Raw genomic sequence first — 16,500 nt, 5'->3', positions numbered from 1 at the left:
ATCGGCACGTGACCCCGCGGCAACCTCGCACGGCATTTACGTAAAAGTCAATTAACGGCGCCTTGTTGCTTTAGCGAATGCTGAACCACCAGGTAGCCAACCCAAGGAAAGCAAAGAAGCCGACGACGTCGGTGACGGTGGTGACGAAGACGGCGGAGGCCACGGCCGGATCGATCTTGAAACGGTCAAGGAGCAGCGGGATGAGAATCCCGGCCAAGGCAGCCGCGAACATGTTGATGATCATCGCCGCCGCGATGATGCCGCCCAGATTGGGATCGCGGAACCAGACTGCGGCCACGATGCCTATCAGCGTAGCGAAGACGATGCCGTTGATGAAGCCCACACCGACCTCGCGACGGATGATGCGGGCGGCGTTGTAGATATCGAGGTCCCTGGTCGCCAGTGCGCGCACGGTGACGGTCATGGTCTGCGAGCCGGCGTTGCCGCCCATGCCGGCGACGATCGGCATCAGCACCGCCAGCGCCACGATATGCTCGATCGTGCGGTCGAACAGGCCGATGACCGAGGCAGCAAGGAAGGCGGTCACAAGGTTGACCAGCAGCCAGGGCACGCGCGAGCGCGAGGTGGCGAGCACCGTGTCGGACAGTTCTTCGTCGCCGACGCCGCCCATGCGCAAAAGGTCCTCTTCCGCCTCTTCCTGGATGACGTCGACCACGTCGTCGATGGTCAGCACGCCGACCAGCCGCCCGTTCTCGTCGACCACGGCGGCGGAGAGCAAATTGTACTGCTCGAACTCGCGCGCCGCCTCTTCCTGGTCCATCGTGGCCGAGATCGCATGCAGGGTCTCATGCATGACGTCCTCGACCTTGACCGCGCGCTTGTTGCGCAGGATCTGGTCGAGATCGATGGCGCCGAGCAGCTTGAAGCTAGGGTCGATGACGAAGATCTGGCTGAAGCGCTCGGGCAGGTTTCTGTCCTCGCGCATGTAGTCGATGGTCTGACCGATGGTCCAGAACGGCGGCACGGCGACAAACTCCGTCTGCATGCGCCGGCCGGCGGTCTCTTCCGGATAGTCGAGCGCGCGCCTGAGCCTGATGCGCTCGGTGAAAGGCAGTTGCGACAGGATCTCGTCCTGGTCTTCCTTCTCGAGGTCCTCGAGGATGTAGACGGCGTCGTCGGAATCGAGCTCCTGCACCGCCTGCGCGATCTGTGCGTTGGGCAGATTGTCGACGATGTCGAGGCGGATCGCCTCGTCGACTTCGGTCAGCGCGGAGAAGTCGAAATCGGAGCCGAGCAGTTCGACCAAAGCCCGGCGCTGTTCGGGATGAAGCGCTTCCAGCACGTCGCCGAGCTCCGACTGGTGCAGGTCGTCGACCTCGCGCTTGAGGGTGATCGTGTCGCGGTCGGCGATCGCCGCGCCGATCTGGGCAAGGAAGGAGGCGCGCACTGCGCCGTCCTCGCCATAGATGTCGGCGTGGCGCTCCTCGGCGGGCGCGGCGCCGGTCGTCTGTCTGTCCTGGCCTTCCACCAGCGCCTCCCGCAACGAGGAATCCCCAAACGAGGTCTAGTGCATGATCCCGAAAAGGGGAAACCGCTTTTCGGGAAATCCAAACCCTGTTCGGCAGATAGCGCGGCAATAGGATTCGTCTTGGAAAGATGTCGCTCTAGCGCGCGGAATAGCCAAGGAAATGTGACGGCCGCCTTCGCCCCGCACTTCTCGGAAGCAGCGTGCGACTACCGCGTCGCAGGTGTGATAACGCTTCAGCGGGCGCGACAGCGCATGTCGCTGGGGAAAGAGCACCCCTTCCCTATTGAGGCAGAATTGTCATGATGCATGATCCAGAGATCAGCGCATCGCCAAATGCTCCGAGGACAAACGCTGCCCTTGAACATCAAGTCCGGAAAGACGAGCGAAGGAAATGCCGAGCGGCGCGTTCGCGTGGTCGTCGCCGAACGCAATCCGTTCGTCGTTTCGGCTTTACGCGAGATGCTGGAATGCGACGGCCGCTTCGATTTGCTCGGTGTCGTGCACAGCGGCGCGCAATTCCTGGAACTGGCCGCCGCCACGCAATTCGATGTCGCCGTCGTCGGCTGGAAGCTGGCCGACATGGACGGCGCCGATGTGCTTGCGGAAGTCCAGAGCCGCGAGCTTGGCGTGCGCATCGCGATCTTCTCCAACGACCACGACATCGGCATCCTGAAGCAATGCGTGCGCCTCGGCGCTCAAGGGTACTGCTTCCAGTTCGACGATCCGCCCGTCATCTTCGAGACGATCCTGGCGGTCGCCCACGGGCGCATCTGCATTCCCTACATCGACATCAACAAGGTCAACGACACGCCGCTGTCCCGGCTCACCGTGCGCGAGCGCGAATTGCTGGCGGTGCTTTCCGACGGCTGGACCAATCTGCAGATCGCAACGCGGACCGGGATTTCCGAGAACACAGTGAAGTATCACCTGAAGAACCTCTACGACAAGCTGGACGTCCGCAACCGCGCCATGGCCGTCGCGCTCTATTCGAGCGAGAAACGCCGCACCTCCAAATCACCTATAGGGTAGGCCAACCGGGTAGGATCATCCCACCCGCAAGGGCCAACAACTTACCCGGCAAGGTGTTGTTGCAAGGCCTCATCGAAACGAAACTGCCTCCACTATCCCAACGATCGGAGGAGTTTCGCGCATGGCTGGGTTTACCCATCTCTTTATCCCAGGACCCACCAACATTCCGGAACAGGTCCGGCAAGCCATGAACCTCCCAATGGAGGATATGCGCGCCTCCTCCTTCTCCAACCTGACGCTACCGCTGTTCGAGGACATCAAGAAGGTCTTCAAGAACGAGACCGGCCGCGTCTTCATCTACCCCTCCTCCGGCACCGGTGCCTGGGAAGCGGCGATGACCAATGTCCTCAGCCCCGGCGACAAGGTGCTGATGTCGCGCTTCGGCCAATTCTCGCATCTGTGGGTCGACATGGCCGAGCGCCTCGGCTTCGATGTCGACGTCATCGACTGCGAGTGGGGCACCGGCGTTCCGCTCGAGCTCTATGCCGAGAAGCTTCGGGCCGACAAGGCGCACCGCATCAAGGCTGTCTTCTGCACCCAGAACGAGACCGCGACCGGCGTCACCAGCGACGTCGCCGGCTGCCGCGCCGCGCTCGATGCGGCGCACCATCCTGCCCTTCTCTTCGTCGACGGCGTTTCCTCGATCGGCTCGATCGACTTCCGCCAGGAGGAATGGGGCGTCGACTGCGCCGTCAGCGGCTCACAGAAAGGCTTCATGCTGCCGGCCGGCCTCGGCTTCCTGTCGGTCAGCAAGAAGGCGCTTGCCGCTTCGCGGGTGGCGACACACCGGCACTGCTACTTTTCCTTCGAGGACATGATCCGCGCCAATGACGCCGGCTACTTCCCTTACACGCCGGCGACCCAATTGCTGCGCGGCCTGCGCGCCTCGCTCGACCTGATTGCCGAGGAAGGGTTGGAGAACATCTTCGTCCGCCACCATCGCCTTGCCGAGGGCGTGCGCAAGGCCGTCGACGCCTGGGGCCTGAAGCTGTGCGCCAAGACAGCGCAATGGCACTCCGACACGGTCAGCGCCATCCTGGTGCCGGAAGGCATCGACAGCGCGAATGTCGTCAAGCGCGCCTACCAGCAATACAATACCTCGCTCGGTGGCGGCCTCAACAAGGTGGCCGGCAAGGTCTTCCGCATCGGCCATCTCGGCTGGCTGAACGAGGTGATGGTGCTGGCCTCGCTGTCGGCCGCCGAAATGGCGCTGCTCGATTGCGGCGTGCGCCTGGCCCCCGGCTCGGGCGTGGCGGCGGCGATCGAGCATTTCCGCCGCACGGCCGACGTGCCGGTCGCCAGAGCGGCGTGAGGAGCGCACCATGAGCCACACCATCAACCATCTGAAGAAGCTGAGGCTGCAGCGCAGCGAGCTTGCCGTTCCGGGCTCCAGCCCGGAGATGATCGACAAGGCGGCCAACAGCGCCGCCGACTTCGTCTTCCTCGACATCGAGGACGCGGTGGCGCCGCCCGACAAGGAGCGTGCCCGCAAGAACATCATCCAGGCGCTGAACGACATCGACTGGCGCGCAAAGGGCAAGACCGTCTCGGTGCGCATCAACGGGCTCGACACGCATTACATGTACCGCGACGTCGTCGACGTCATGGAGCAGGCCGGCGACCGGCTGGACACGATCCTGGTGCCAAAGGTCGGCGTGCCGGCCGACCTCTATATGGTCGAGGCCATGGTCAACCAGATCGAGATGGCCAAGGGTTTCAAGACCCGTGTCGGCCTCGAGGCGTTGATCGAGACGGCGCTGGGCATGGCCAATGTCGAGGCGATCGCCGCCACGCCGGGCCGGCTGGAGGCGATGCATTTCGGCGTCGCCGACTATGCCGCCAGCAACAAGGCGCGCACCGTCAACATCGGCGGCCTCAATCCCGACTATCCGGGCGACCAGTGGCATTTCGCCCTGTCGCGCATGACGGTCGCCTGCCGCGCCTACGGCCTGCGCGCGATTGACGGTCCATTCGGCGATTTCTCCGATCCGGAGGGCTACAAGGCGGCCGCGAGGCGTGCCGCCGCGCTCGGTATCGAAGGCAAATGGGCGATCCACCCTTCGCAGATCGCCTTGGCCAACGATGTGTTCTCGCCGCCGGAGAAAGAAGTCACGCGGGCCAGGCGTATCCTCGAAGTGCTGAAGGAAGCCGAGGCGCTCGGCAAGGGCGCGGCGGCGCTCGACGGCAAGATGATCGACGCGGCGTCGGAGCGCATGGCGCGCAACGTGCTGGTGGTGAACGAGGCGATCGAACGCGCAGGCCATCTTGCCAGCGAACAAAAGCCGCAAGCCGCGCAATAGACATACCCGGAGGACATGATGGACATCCACGAATACCAGGCCAAGGAACTGCTTGCTCGCCACGGCGTGCACGTGCCGCGCGGCGGCCTCGCCTACAGCCCCGAGCAGGCGACCTATCGTGCCCGGGAGATCGGCGGCGCCAAATGGGTGCTGAAGGCGCAGGTCCATTCCGGCGCGCGCGGCAAGGCCGGCGGGATAAAACTCTGCTCGAACGACGAGGAGATTTCCAACGCGGCAGAAGCCATGCTTGGGCGCAAGCTGGTGACGCAGCAGACCGGCCCGCGCGGCAAGCTGATCTCGCGCCTCTATCTCGAGGAAGCCGTCGATATAGCGCAGGAGCTCTATCTCGGCTTCGTGCTCGACCGCAAGGAAGAGCGCGTCATGATCGTGGCATCGGCCGCCGGCGGCATGGAGATCGAGGACATCTCCGAAAAGAAGCCGGACTCCATCATCCGCGCCACCGTCGATCCGGGCGTCGGGATGCAAGGCTTCCAGGCGCGCGAAATCGCCTTCGGCCTCGGGCTTGAGAGCAACCTGATCGGCAAGGCGACCGAAACCATCCTCGGCTGCTACCAGGTGTTCCGCGACTACGACGCCTCAATGCTGGAGATCAACCCGCTGGTGGTGACGCGCGACGGCAGCCTCGTCGCACTCGACGCCAAAATGTCGTTCGACGAGAACGCGCTGTTCCGCCGGCCGGAGATTTCCGAGCTGCGCGACAAGAGCCAGGAAGATCCGCGCGAAACCTTCGCCAGCGACCGCGGCCTCTCCTATGTCGGGCTCGACGGCAATATCGGCTGCATCATCAACGGCGCAGGCCTCGCCATGGCAACGATGGACATGATCAAGATCGCCGGCGGCGAGCCGGCCAATTTCCTCGACATCGGCGGCGGCGCCTCGCCGGAGCGGGTAGCAAAGTCCTTCCGCGCCGTGCTCGGCGACAAGAATGTCGAGGCAATCCTGGTCAACATCTTCGCCGGTATCAACCGCTGCGACTGGGTGGCTGAAGGCGTCATCAAGGCGATCCGCGAGGTCGGCGTCGACGTCCCTCTGGTGGTGCGCCTATCCGGCACCAAGGTCGAGGAAGGACGCAAGATCCTGGCCGATTCCGGCGAGAAGGTGATCGTCGCCGACACGCTGGCCGAAGCCGCCGAAAAAGCCGTCGCCGCCTGGCGCGCAGCCGCCAAGAACAAAAAAGCAGCCTGAGGGAGGTCGAGAAATGGCAATCCTGCTCAACCGCAGCACGCGCGTCATCGTGCAAGGTTTCACCGGCAAGATCGGCAGCTTCCACGCCGACGACATGAAGCGCTACGGCACCAAGCTGGTCGGCGGCGTCACCCCCGGCAAGGGCGGCCAGACGCATCTCGGCCTGCCCATCTTCAACACCGTCAAGGGCGCCGTGCGCGAGACCCGCGCCGAGGCCAGCATCGTCTTCGTGCCGCCGCCCTTCGCCGCCGATTCGATCATGGAAGCGGCCGACGCCGGCATCAAGATTTGCGTCTGCATCACGGACGGCATCCCCTCGCAGGACATGATGCAGGTCAAGCGCTACATGCGCCGCTACCGCTTCGAGGATCGCATGCGGCTGGTCGGACCGAATTGCGCCGGCGTCATCACCCCCGGACAGGCGCTGATGGGCATCATGCCGGGCAGCATCTATCTGCCCGGACGCGTCGGCATCGTCGGCCGTTCCGGCACGCTGGGTTACGAGGCCGCATCGCAGATGAAAGCGCTGGGCATCGGCGTCTCGACCAGCGTCGGCATCGGCGGCGATCCGATCAACGGCTCGTCCTTCAAGGACATCCTGCAGCTCTTCGAACGCGACGACGACACCGACGCCGTGGTGATGATCGGCGAGATCGGCGGCCCGCAGGAGGCCGAAGCCGCGATCTGGGCGCGCGACAATATGAGGAAGCCGCTGATCGCCTATATCGCCGGCCTTTCCGCGCCGAAAGGCCGCCGCATGGGCCATGCCGGCGCGATCATCTCCGCCTTCGGCGAGTCGGCGCAGGAAAAGGTCGAAATCCTCAAGGAAGCCGGCGTCGTTATCGTGCCGACCCCCGCCTCCTTCGGCGAGGTCGTGGCCGATACGCTGGCGCGGACGAAGAAGGCGGCTTGACGGCCGACCAGGCGAGAATCGCGACAGGATGTGAAGCCTGTTCCGGGCCGGCCTCCTCGATGGTCGTCGGCCCGTGCGCTCGGCGCTGCCCGTATGAAGAGCAATTCCGGGAAACGTGCGCTGCGGCCGTCCGGGATTGCCTGAAGACAACTGCTTAGCAGCGCAGCGGCAAATCGGCTGACGATCGGGAAAGCGGCTTTGGAACAGAGCAAACCCATCAAGTTTCGTGAGGACGAGCGCAGCCTGCTGTTACGTCTGCTGCTTCAGGTCGCAAGCGCGCGCGAGCCCGAGATCGCCGCGGTCCTGAGCGGCCGCAGGTCACTTGTCTCGCTGGCCCCGGAGCAGCGCATCCCGGCGCTTCAGGCGAGCGGCGTGTGGTTCCAGTTGCTGGCGATTGCCGACGAGTTGCTGGCGATGCGGGCGCGGCGCGAGCTCGAGCAAGGCGCGGGCGCCGACGAAGTGCCTGGCTCCTTCGCCAGCGTGATTGCCGAGATGGCGGCGAGCGGCCACTCGGCGGCGGAAGCCCAGGCGGCGCTCGACGAACTTTGCGTCGGCCCGACCATGACCGCGCATCCGACGGAGGCCAAACGCGTCACGGTGCTGGAAATCCACCGCCGCATCTATCGCAAGCTGACCGAGCTCGACCAGCCGCGCTGGGCGCCGCGCGAACGCGATCTCTTGATCGCCGACCTGGAAAGCGAGATCGAGCTTTTGTGGATGACGGGCGAGCTGCGGCTGGAGCGACCGACGGTCGAGCGCGAGATCGCCTGGGGACTTCATTTCTTCCGCGAAGTTATCTTCGAGGCAACGCCGCAGCTCTATGGCAAGCTTCAGAGCTCCTGCGAGCGCCACTATCCGGGCGAGCCGATCCGAATTCCCTCCTTCATGCGCTATGCCTCGTGGATCGGCGGCGACCGTGACGGCAATCCGAATGTCACGGCCGAAGTCACCGCCTACGCCATGGCCGAATACCGCAACACCGCTATAGGCTGGTACCTGGCTCAGGCGCAGCGGCTGGTGACGGTGCTCAGCGCCAGTTCGAACGTCATCGAGCTGCCGGCCGGCTTCAGGCCGGTGCTGCAAACAGCGCTTGATAAGAGTGGAGAGGCGCAAGAGATAGCCGCCCGCAATCCTGACGAACCGCTGCGCCAGTTCGCTTCGGCCCTGCTGGCCCGGCTGGTCGCCACCCGTGACGGCGGCAAGGCGGCCTACCCGTCGGCGGAGGCGTTTCGCGCCGATCTCAACGCCCTCTCGTCAGTCCTCGAAGCGATCGGCGGCCGCGCGGTCGCCAGGCGTTTCATCCAGCCGCTCGTTTGGCAGGTCGGAAGCTTTGGCTTCCGCACGGTCTCGCTCGACATCCGGCAGAACTCCACAGTCGTCAATCGAGTGCTGGCCGAGCTGTTTGCGCTGATAGACGCCACCGATCCGATCGCCGCCGGCACGCCGCAATGGTCGGCGCGCATCCGCGGGGCGCTCAGCCAGGGCGAGCGGCTGCAGATCGACGCAAGCCAACTCTCGCCGGAGGCAGGTGAACTGCTGTCGACATTCGCTGTCATCCGCGAACAAATATCCAGCGCGGATGCCGACGCCGTCGGCTCTTTCGTGCTCAGCATGACCCGCTCGGCCGACGACCTGCTCGCGGTCTACCTGCTGGCGCAATATTGCGGGCTCTCCACCGCGCCCGGCGGCGACGCCACGATCAGGCTGCGGATCGTGCCGTTGTTCGAGACCATCGCCGACCTGCAGGCTGCACCCGGCGTCCTGAACGCATTGCTCGACGTTTCCCTTGTGCGGCGCACGGTGCGGGATTTCGGCGCGCGCCAGGAAATCATGCTTGGCTATTCGGACTCCAACAAGGACGGCGGATTCCTCGCTTCGAATTGGGAACTGGCAAAGGCGCAGAAGCGCCTCGCCGCCATCGGTCGCAAGCATAAGGTCAGGATCGGCTTCTTTCACGGCCGCGGCGGCTCCGTCAGCCGCGGCGGCGCGCCGACCGGCCGGGCGATCGCGGCGCAACCGCAGGGCACCGTCGCCGGAACCATGCGGGTGACCGAGCAGGGCGAGGTCGTTTCGTCGAAATTCGCCAATCGCGGCACCGGCCTCAACCAGCTCGAGGTTCTCGCCGCTGCCGTGCTGGCGCACGGGATCGGATCGCCCGGCGATGCCGGGCCGAAGGAATCGCCGGAGTTCGACGAAGCGCTGGAAGCGCTGGCGGGCATGTCGCAAGCATCCTACGCCGGATTGATGGCCGAGCCGGGCTTCCTCGACTATTTCAACCAGGCGAGCCCGGTCGCCGAACTGGCGCTCTTGAAAATGGGATCACGGCCGGATCGCCGTTTCGGCGCCAGCGGCATTGCCGACCTGCGCGCCATTCCGTGGGTGTTCGCGTGGAGCCAGAACCGACATCTGTTGACCGGCTGGTACGGCATAGGCAGCGCGCTGAGCGCGTTCGTCACGGTGCGCGGCGAGGCCGGGCGCGAGCTTCTGACCCGCATGTTCGAGCATTCGCGCTTCTTCCGCCTGATCGTCGACGAGGCCGAAAAGACGCTCTACCAGTCCGACATGGAGATCGCACGGCTCTATGCCGACCTGGTGTCCGACAGCGATGCGGCGGCAAGAATCCACGCCCGCATCGCGGCCGAATACGAGCTGACGCGGCGCCTGATCGGCGACCTTACGGGAGGCGACCTTTCCGCGCGCTTCCCGATGTTCAAAAGGCGTTTCGACAATCTGCGCCGGCAGATGGACGACATCCACCGGCTGCAGGTCAATCTGCTGCGCGAAGCTCGGGCAGGCACAAGCACAGATCAAAGGCGGGCGACCGACGCCCTGCTCGTCTCGATCAACTGCATCTCGGCCGGTCTGGGGTGGACGGGATAGGCTCGGTTTGCCGGTTGCCGGAATCGCCTCGCGTCAAGCATCAGCGGCGGTGTGGTCTCATGGCCCGCCGCCGCTTCACTTTGGTCTAGGAAACCGCCGGCAGCGACGATCGCTCGCCGAAGCCAAATTCAACAGGCTTTTGGGGAGAATGGTGCGGTCGAGAAGACTCGAACTTCCACGGGTTGCCCCACAGCGACCTCAACGCTGCGCGTCTACCAATTCCGCCACGACCGCACGTGGTAGGAGCCGGAACCGACCGGCCCGGGGCCTGTAGCAAATCGTTTCCGGCGAAACAAGTGCGCCGAGCGGAATATTCGCGAATGCGTATCGCCCACAACTGCGCAGAGGTTTTGGGAGGACGACGTGCATCAGGCAAAGCGGCTGGCACAAGCCGCCGCGGCTCGGCTTCACACTGGCGAAACTGGACGTTTTGGCCGATTGCCGCCATATGAGAGGAGCATCGAGAAAGTTCCATGACCGAACGCAGCCAGATCGCCACGTCGTTCCTTCCCCTGCCTGGTTCGTCGCCGGTGGAATGGATGATCGAACCTGGCTTCACCTCTTATCCGGACGCGCTGGCCTTCATGGAAGCGCGCGCCGAGGCGATCCGCAGCGGTGCTGCCGGCGAGATGGTCTGGCTGGTCGAGCATCCGCCGCTCTACACCGCCGGAACCAGCGCGCGAATTGAAGACCTGATCGATGCCGACCGCTTTCCGGTCTTTGCCGCCGGGCGCGGCGGCGAATATACCTATCACGGTCCCGGCCAGCGCGTGGCCTATGTGATGCTCGACCTGAAGCGCCGGCGCGAGGATGTGCGCGCCTTCGTCGCGGCGCTCGAGCAATGGATCATCGCCACGCTCGCCGCCTTCAACGTGCGCGGCGAGCGGCGCGAGGACCGCGTCGGCGTCTGGGTGGTACGACCGAACCGGCCCGCCCTGCCGGACGGCACGCCCGCCGAAGACAAGATCGCGGCCATCGGCATCCGGCTGCGGCGCTGGGTGAGCTTCCACGGCATCGCCATCAATGTCGAACCGGACCTCGGCCATTTCAGCGGCATCGTGCCCTGCGGCGTCTCGGATCATGGCGTGACCAGCCTCGTCGATCTTGGGCTGCCGGTCACCATGGCCGACCTCGACCTCGCGCTGAAAGCTGCGTTCGAGGATGTGTTCGGACCTGCCGCAGTTTCTGCCGCCGAGCCCGCTCGCAAGGCTAGCTAAGCCGCTCCGCCTACATGAGCTGCGCGGACGCCCACAGCATCCCGTAGCCATGGATGGCAAAAACGGCGAGCAGCGCGCCGGCCATGGCCAGCCTGTCGAAGGGCCGGATCGGCTTCAGCTCGTGGCGCGGCTTCACGCCGCTGCCCACGGTGATCAAGCTGAGGATCGCGAATACCGCGCCGGCGATCAGCAGGAATTTCGGCGAGAAACCAGCCCGCCAGCCGAGCGACAGAAGCGCCAAGAGCAGCAGGAAGGACGCCAGCGCAAGTGCGGCCGGGCCCGGGCAGATCTGGCGCAGCACCTGACCGCCGTCGAATTTCCACACCGGCACCAGATTGGCGATGTTGAACAGCGACGCGCAGCCGGCAAGCGTGGCCAAAAGCATTGCGGCCAGCCGATGTCCTTCGCTATTGGCGAAGCCGCTGGCGGCGATCAGCACCGGCACCAGGAAGGCGGAGAAGCCGGCGCCCATAAGCGCCACGAAGGCGACCTCGAAGCGGCTGTCATAGGGCCTGCCGCCGATGGCGATGCCGCCAAGCAGCGGAATGAAGATCATCCGCGCCCGGCGATGCCCCGTCAGGCGGAAGGCGGCCATATGGCCAAGCTCGTGCAGGGCGACCACCGAGGTGAGGATCGCCGCCAGCGCCAGGCCGCCAAGATTGAGCCCGAAGAACGGCCACAGGATCAGGGCCGAAAGCACGGCGAAGCCGATTTGGCTCAGCGGATGCTCGAACCAGCCGCCCCTGCGATACGTGCCCGTCGCCGCCCAGACGTCGAGCTTGCGCAATTCGCGGCGCATGGCGAAGAAACGGAAGATCAGGAACGCGACACCCCGATAGCGATCTGTCTGGCTGAGCGTCACCCGCGTGGCGTCACCGTCCGGTACGAGTTCGACGGTCTCGCGATAGTTCGCCCAGAACGAGGGATCGAGCGCCGTATCCTCAAGGACCGTCATCGAGAAGCAGCTTCCCTCCCTCACATCCTCGAACCGCGCCTTGCGGTCGATCGGCCGCCCGTCCCGTCCTTCCCAGGAGAGCCGGATCTGCGCCGCCCCTTCGCTATCCAGCGGCTGGGCGGCAAGGATTTCGCCCGACCAGCCGGCGTCGCTGCCGAACGGCCACAGCGCCTGCCAAAGGCGATTGCGATCGGCCTTGATCACGCGGCTGACCGTCACCGTGCGCAGTCCAAGCGGCACGGTCATCAAAAGAAAGATCAGTCCGAGATTGCCGGCCACGAGCGTGACCGTGACGATGACCGACACTTGTGTTGGCTCCCTGTCTTGAAGGAGCAGCCTAGCGGCGACGCGGCCAAGAAAGACTTAACAGCAATGGGTGGGCTCTTGCCCGTCCCAGGCGGGCTTTGCTTATCCCACAGGCGGGCCTTGTTGCCCGCCCGAACAACGGACGGGCCATTGCCCGTCCCGGTAGCGGCGAAGCCGCCCGATCACATGGCGCCGATCCAGATCGCCATGGAAACGAGAAAGGTGCTCATGCAAACCAGCGAGACAACATCCTGAACCAGATCAGACATAACTCTCTCCGTTGTTGGAATGTTCGTAATTTGTTCTAATTTTGTTCGAATGTCAACGACCGTCGACGGCGCGCCGGGGAAATTCGAGCGGTCCGTTTGGGCAGGGTTAAGGAAAGGTTAGCGGCTTTGCTCCGCGGGCACATCGCAGCCGTTTGCGATTGGCCAACACGCCGATGGCTTCGTCATTCTAGGGCGGAGCAAGGAGCGAAGCGACGCGCGCAGACCCTAGAATCCATTCCGTGAGATTGATGTTTCGTTACGGTGCGGAACAAGGCTTCTAAGAGCCGCCCGCTGCCCCCTCTGCGGCGTCGCATTCTTCGGCAGAGGTCAACACACAGGATCCTAGGGTCTTCGCTCCGCTTCGCGGAGCTTCGCCCTACGATGATGACATTGGGACCTATAGCGGCACGACCTTCCCCTCGGCCAACGTCACCCGCCGGTCCATGCGGCCGGCGAGCTCGTGGTTGTGGGTGGCGATCAGCGCCGCAAGGCCCGACTGCCTGACCAGCGCCTCCAGCGCATCGAACACGTAGGACGCGGTGACCGGATCGAGATTGCCGGTCGGCTCGTCGGCCAGGAGCACCAGCGGCGCGTTGGCGACCGCGCGGGCAATGGCGACGCGCTGCTGCTCGCCGCCGGAAAGCTCGGCCGGCCGGTGCTGCGCGCGCTTGCCGATCTGCATATAGTCGAGGAGCTGTGCCGCCCGCTCGGATGCTTCCTTGCGGCCGAGCCCCTTGATCAGTTGCGGCATCATGATGTTCTCGAGCGCGGAGAACTCCGGTAGCAAATGATGGAACTGATAGACGAAGCCGACATCGTTGCGGCGGATCGCGGTGCGCTCCTCGTCCGAGAGCCGGCCGCACGCACGGCCGGCGAGGATCACGTCGCCGGCGTCGGGCCGCTCCAGCAGACCCGCCGTGTGCAAAAGCGTCGACTTGCCGGTGCCGGACGGCGCCACCAGCGCCACCATCTCGCCGCGCCTGAGCGAAAAGTCGGCGCCGTTCAGAATGGTGAGCTTGCGCGGCCCCTGGACGTAGTGCCGCTCGACGCCCTTCAACTCGATAATGGCCTCGGCCATCATTCGTACCTCAAGGCTTCGACGGGATCGAGCCGGGCGGCCCGCCAGGCCGGGAACACCGTCGCGAGGAACGACAGGGCCAGCGCCATGATGACGACATAGGTCGTCTCGCGCGGATCCATCTTGGCAGGCAGCTGGCTGAGGAAATAGAGCTCGGGGTTGAACAGGATCCTGCCGGTCATCCAGGAGAAGAACTGGCGGATCGATTCGATATTGATGCAGATGACGACGCCGAGCAGCACGCCGGCGATGGTGCCGGTGACGCCGATCGCCGCGCCGGTCATCAGGAAGATGCGCAGGATCGCGCCGCGCGAGGCGCCCATCGTGCGCAGGATGGCGATGTCGTGGCCCTTGTCCTTCACCAGCATGATGAGGCCGGAAATGATGTTGAGCGCCGCCACCAGCACGATCAGCGTCAGGATCATGAACATGACGTTGCGCTCGACCTGCAGCGCCGAGAAGAAGGTCTCGTTGCGCTGGCGCCAGTCGACGAGGTCGACCGGCCGCTGCGCCGCCTGCTCGACCAGCGGCTTCAACGCGTCGACATTGTCGGGATTGTCGACATAGATCTCGATGGTCTGGGCTCGCCCATCCATGTTGAAATAGAGCTGCGCTTCCGAGAACGGCATATAGACGATCGAGCTGTCATATTCCGACATGCCGACCTCGAAGATCGCCGTCACCTTGTAGCCCTTCATGCGCGGCGTGGTGCCGAGCGGCGTCACGTCGCCGTCCGGCGAGATCAGCGTGATCGTGTCGCCGAGCACCAGCCCGAGGCTTTCGGCCATGCGCTTGCCGATCGCCACGCCGTCGCCGGTATCGAAGCCGTCGAGCGTGCCCTGCTTGATGTTGCTGGCGACGATCGAAATCTTGCCGAGGTCCTCGCCGCGGATGCCGCGCACCAGGGCGCCCGTGCCGCCGCCGACATTGCCTTGCGCCAGGACCTGGCCGTCGATCAGCGGGATGGCGTATTTGACGCCCGAAACACCGTTGATGCGGCTCGCCACCTGGGCGTAGTCCTCCAGCGGCGAATCGAGCGGCTGCACGATGAGATGGCCGTTGACGCCGAGGATGCGGGTCAGCAATTCGGCGCGGAAACCGTTCATCACGGCCATGACGACGATCAACGTCGCGACTCCGAGCATGATGCCGAGGAAGGAGATCGAGGCGATGACCGAGATCACCGTCTCCTTGCGGCGCGAGCGCAGATAGCGCCACGCCACCATGCGCTCGAAGCCGGAGAAAGCGCCCGCCGCTGACCTGGCCGCTGCCGCCGCCTCGTTCATGCGGCGATACCCAGGCGTTTCTTGGCCTCGGCGATCGGCAGCGTCGCGCGCTCGCCCGATTTGCGGCTCTTGATCTCGACCTCGCCGGCGGCCACGCCGCGCGGGCCGACGATCACCTGCCACGGCAGCCCGATCAGGTCGGCGGTGGCGAATTTGCCGCCGGGACGCTGGTCGGTGTCGTCATAAAGCACGTCCTTGCCCGCCGAAGTCAGAGCCGCATAGAGCTCGTCGCAGACGCGGTCGCATTCGCCGTCGCCGACCTTCATGTTGATCAGCCCGATATCGAAGGGCGCCACCGCTTCCGGCCAGATGATGCCGTTCTCGTCATGGCTGGCCTCGATGATCGCCGCGACCAGGCGCGATGGACCGATGCCGTAGGAGCCGCCAGAGGCGAAGTGATCCTTGCCGTCGGGTCCGGTCACCTTGGCGCCCATGGGCTTGGAGTATTTCTCGCCGAAGTGGAAGATGTGGCCGACCTCGATGCCGCGCGCCGAGACCTGCTCGTTGGGCGGAACGTTCGCCCAGGCCGCCTCGTCATGCATCTCGTCGGTGGCGGCATAAGGCGTCGTCCACTTCTTCACGATATCGCCGATCTCGGCGTCGTTGGAGAAGTCCGTGCCGGCGCCCGGCACGTCGAGCGTCAGATAGGCGCGGTCGCAGAACACCTGGCTCTCGCCGGTTTCGGCCAGGATGATGAACTCATGGCTGAGATCGCCGCCGATCGGACCGGTGTCGGCGCGCATTGGAATGGCCTGCAGGCCCATGCGTGTGAACGTCCTGAGATATGAGACGAACATACGGTTGTAGGCGGCCTTGGCGCCCTCGAAATCGAGGTCGAACGAATAGGCGTCCTTCATCAGGAATTCTCTGCTGCGCATGACGCCGAAGCGCGGGCGCACCTCGTCGCGGAACTTCCACTGGATATGGTAGAGGTTGAGCGGCAGGTCCTTGTAGGACTTCACGTAGGCGCGAAAAATCTCGGTGACCATCTCTTCGTTGGTCGGCCCGTAGAGCATGTCGCGGTCCTGGCGGTCCTTGATGCGCAGCATCTCCTTGCCGTAGTCGTTGTAACGGCCGCTTTCGCGCCACAGATCCGCCGACTGGATGGTCGGCATCAGGATTTCCAGCGCGCCGGCGCGGTTCTGTTCCTCGCGGATGATCTGGCAGACCTTGTCCAGCACGCGCTTGCCCAATGGCAGCCACGAAAAGCTGCCCTGCCCCTGCTGGCGGATCATGCCGGCGCGCAGCATCAGCCGATGCGAGACGATCTCGGCCTCGCGGGGATTTTCTTTGAGAATGGGCAGGAAATAGCGCGACAAACGCATGGACTTGTCCGTGAGTGAAATGGCGGCGCGGGAATCGGCGCAACCGAGGCTGCTTGCCCGGGCTTCATAGCCATTTCATGGCCGAATGGAAACCCGAGTGCCCCAAAGTATCGGGCCTTCTGCACCTTACCAAAAAGGCGATTTTGGCTGCAAAGTGCCGCAAATGGCTTTTTGATCGATTCACAAGCAAGCCCTGCCGCACTATTGTGCAGTGCAGCACGATATTGCCTGTTTCGAGGCAAAATTC

Annotated in this window: 12 protein-coding genes and 1 tRNA gene; 7 read left to right on the top strand and 6 right to left on the bottom strand. The window is 64.6% G+C overall.

Annotated features, from left to right (window positions below; all coding sequences use genetic code 11):
• Positions 1–70: 70 nt before the first annotated feature.
• Positions 71–1,489, bottom strand: coding sequence for a magnesium transporter (mgtE, locus tag FJ425_RS17015; RefSeq protein WP_140541996.1), 1,419 nt, complete (start codon positions 1,487–1,489; stop codon positions 71–73).
• A gap of 357 nt (positions 1,490–1,846) precedes the next feature.
• Between mgtE and FJ425_RS17010 the strand changes: the two genes are divergently transcribed.
• The 6 genes from FJ425_RS17010 to FJ425_RS16985 all read left to right on the top strand — a co-directional run bounded on the left by FJ425_RS17010 (position 1,847) and on the right by FJ425_RS16985 (position 9,817).
• Complete coding sequence (locus tag FJ425_RS17010) at positions 1,847–2,518, top strand: response regulator transcription factor (RefSeq protein WP_246673154.1); 672 nt, start codon at positions 1,847–1,849, stop codon at positions 2,516–2,518.
• Between the two features lie 121 nt (positions 2,519–2,639).
• Positions 2,640–3,830 (top strand): aminotransferase class V-fold PLP-dependent enzyme, encoded by a 1,191-nt coding sequence (locus tag FJ425_RS17005; RefSeq protein ID WP_140724991.1) that lies wholly within the window; start codon positions 2,640–2,642, stop codon positions 3,828–3,830.
• A 10-nt stretch (positions 3,831–3,840) separates the two neighbouring features.
• Positions 3,841–4,818, top strand: a complete 978-nt coding sequence (locus FJ425_RS17000) for a CoA ester lyase (RefSeq protein WP_140541999.1) — start codon at positions 3,841–3,843, stop codon at positions 4,816–4,818.
• Between the two features lie 18 nt (positions 4,819–4,836).
• Entirely contained in the window at positions 4,837–6,024 is a 1,188-nt protein-coding gene (locus FJ425_RS16995) for a malate--CoA ligase subunit beta (protein WP_140542015.1), read from the top strand.
• A 13-nt stretch (positions 6,025–6,037) separates the two neighbouring features.
• Entirely contained in the window at positions 6,038–6,937 is a 900-nt protein-coding gene (gene sucD / locus FJ425_RS16990) for a succinate--CoA ligase subunit alpha (RefSeq protein WP_140542000.1), read from the top strand.
• A 198-nt stretch (positions 6,938–7,135) separates the two neighbouring features.
• A complete protein-coding gene (locus FJ425_RS16985; protein WP_140724988.1) occupies positions 7,136–9,817 on the top strand; it encodes a phosphoenolpyruvate carboxylase in 2,682 nt (893 codons plus the stop codon).
• Positions 9,818–9,966: 149 nt separating this feature from the next.
• Here FJ425_RS16985 and FJ425_RS16980 read toward each other — a convergent pair.
• Positions 9,967–10,051 (bottom strand) — tRNA-Leu (locus FJ425_RS16980).
• 239 nt (positions 10,052–10,290) lie between these two features.
• Between FJ425_RS16980 and lipB the strand changes: the two genes are divergently transcribed.
• Complete coding sequence (gene lipB, locus FJ425_RS16975) at positions 10,291–11,034, top strand: lipoyl(octanoyl) transferase LipB (protein ID WP_140626996.1); 744 nt, start codon at positions 10,291–10,293, stop codon at positions 11,032–11,034.
• Between the two features lie 10 nt (positions 11,035–11,044).
• Here the strand turns inward: lipB and FJ425_RS16970 are convergent, their stop codons facing one another.
• The 4 genes from FJ425_RS16970 to proS all read right to left on the bottom strand — a co-directional run bounded on the left by FJ425_RS16970 (position 11,045) and on the right by proS (position 16,253).
• Positions 11,045–12,295, bottom strand: a complete 1,251-nt coding sequence (locus FJ425_RS16970) for an SRPBCC family protein (RefSeq protein WP_140724985.1) — start codon at positions 12,293–12,295, stop codon at positions 11,045–11,047.
• 666 nt (positions 12,296–12,961) lie between these two features.
• The gene (locus FJ425_RS16965) at positions 12,962–13,645 is read right to left on the bottom strand and encodes an ABC transporter ATP-binding protein (RefSeq protein WP_181164814.1); all 684 of its coding nucleotides are present in this window, start codon (positions 13,643–13,645) and stop codon (positions 12,962–12,964) included.
• Positions 13,642–14,928: a lipoprotein-releasing ABC transporter permease subunit gene (locus FJ425_RS16960; RefSeq protein ID WP_140724982.1), complete on the bottom strand. Its 1,287-nt coding sequence runs from the start codon at positions 14,926–14,928 to the stop codon at positions 13,642–13,644. Before FJ425_RS16960 ends, FJ425_RS16965 begins: the two co-directional genes overlap by 4 nt.
• A complete protein-coding gene (proS, locus tag FJ425_RS16955; RefSeq protein WP_140724979.1) occupies positions 14,925–16,253 on the bottom strand; it encodes a proline--tRNA ligase in 1,329 nt (442 codons plus the stop codon). The genes FJ425_RS16960 and proS overlap by 4 nt, the downstream gene beginning before the upstream one ends.
• Positions 16,254–16,500 lie beyond the last annotated feature (247 nt).

The organism is Mesorhizobium sp. B2-7-2, assembly GCF_006440775.1.
In the GTDB taxonomy this organism is placed as follows: Bacteria; Pseudomonadota; Alphaproteobacteria; order Rhizobiales; family Rhizobiaceae; genus Mesorhizobium.
This window is presented reverse-complemented; position numbering and strand designations above follow the sequence as displayed.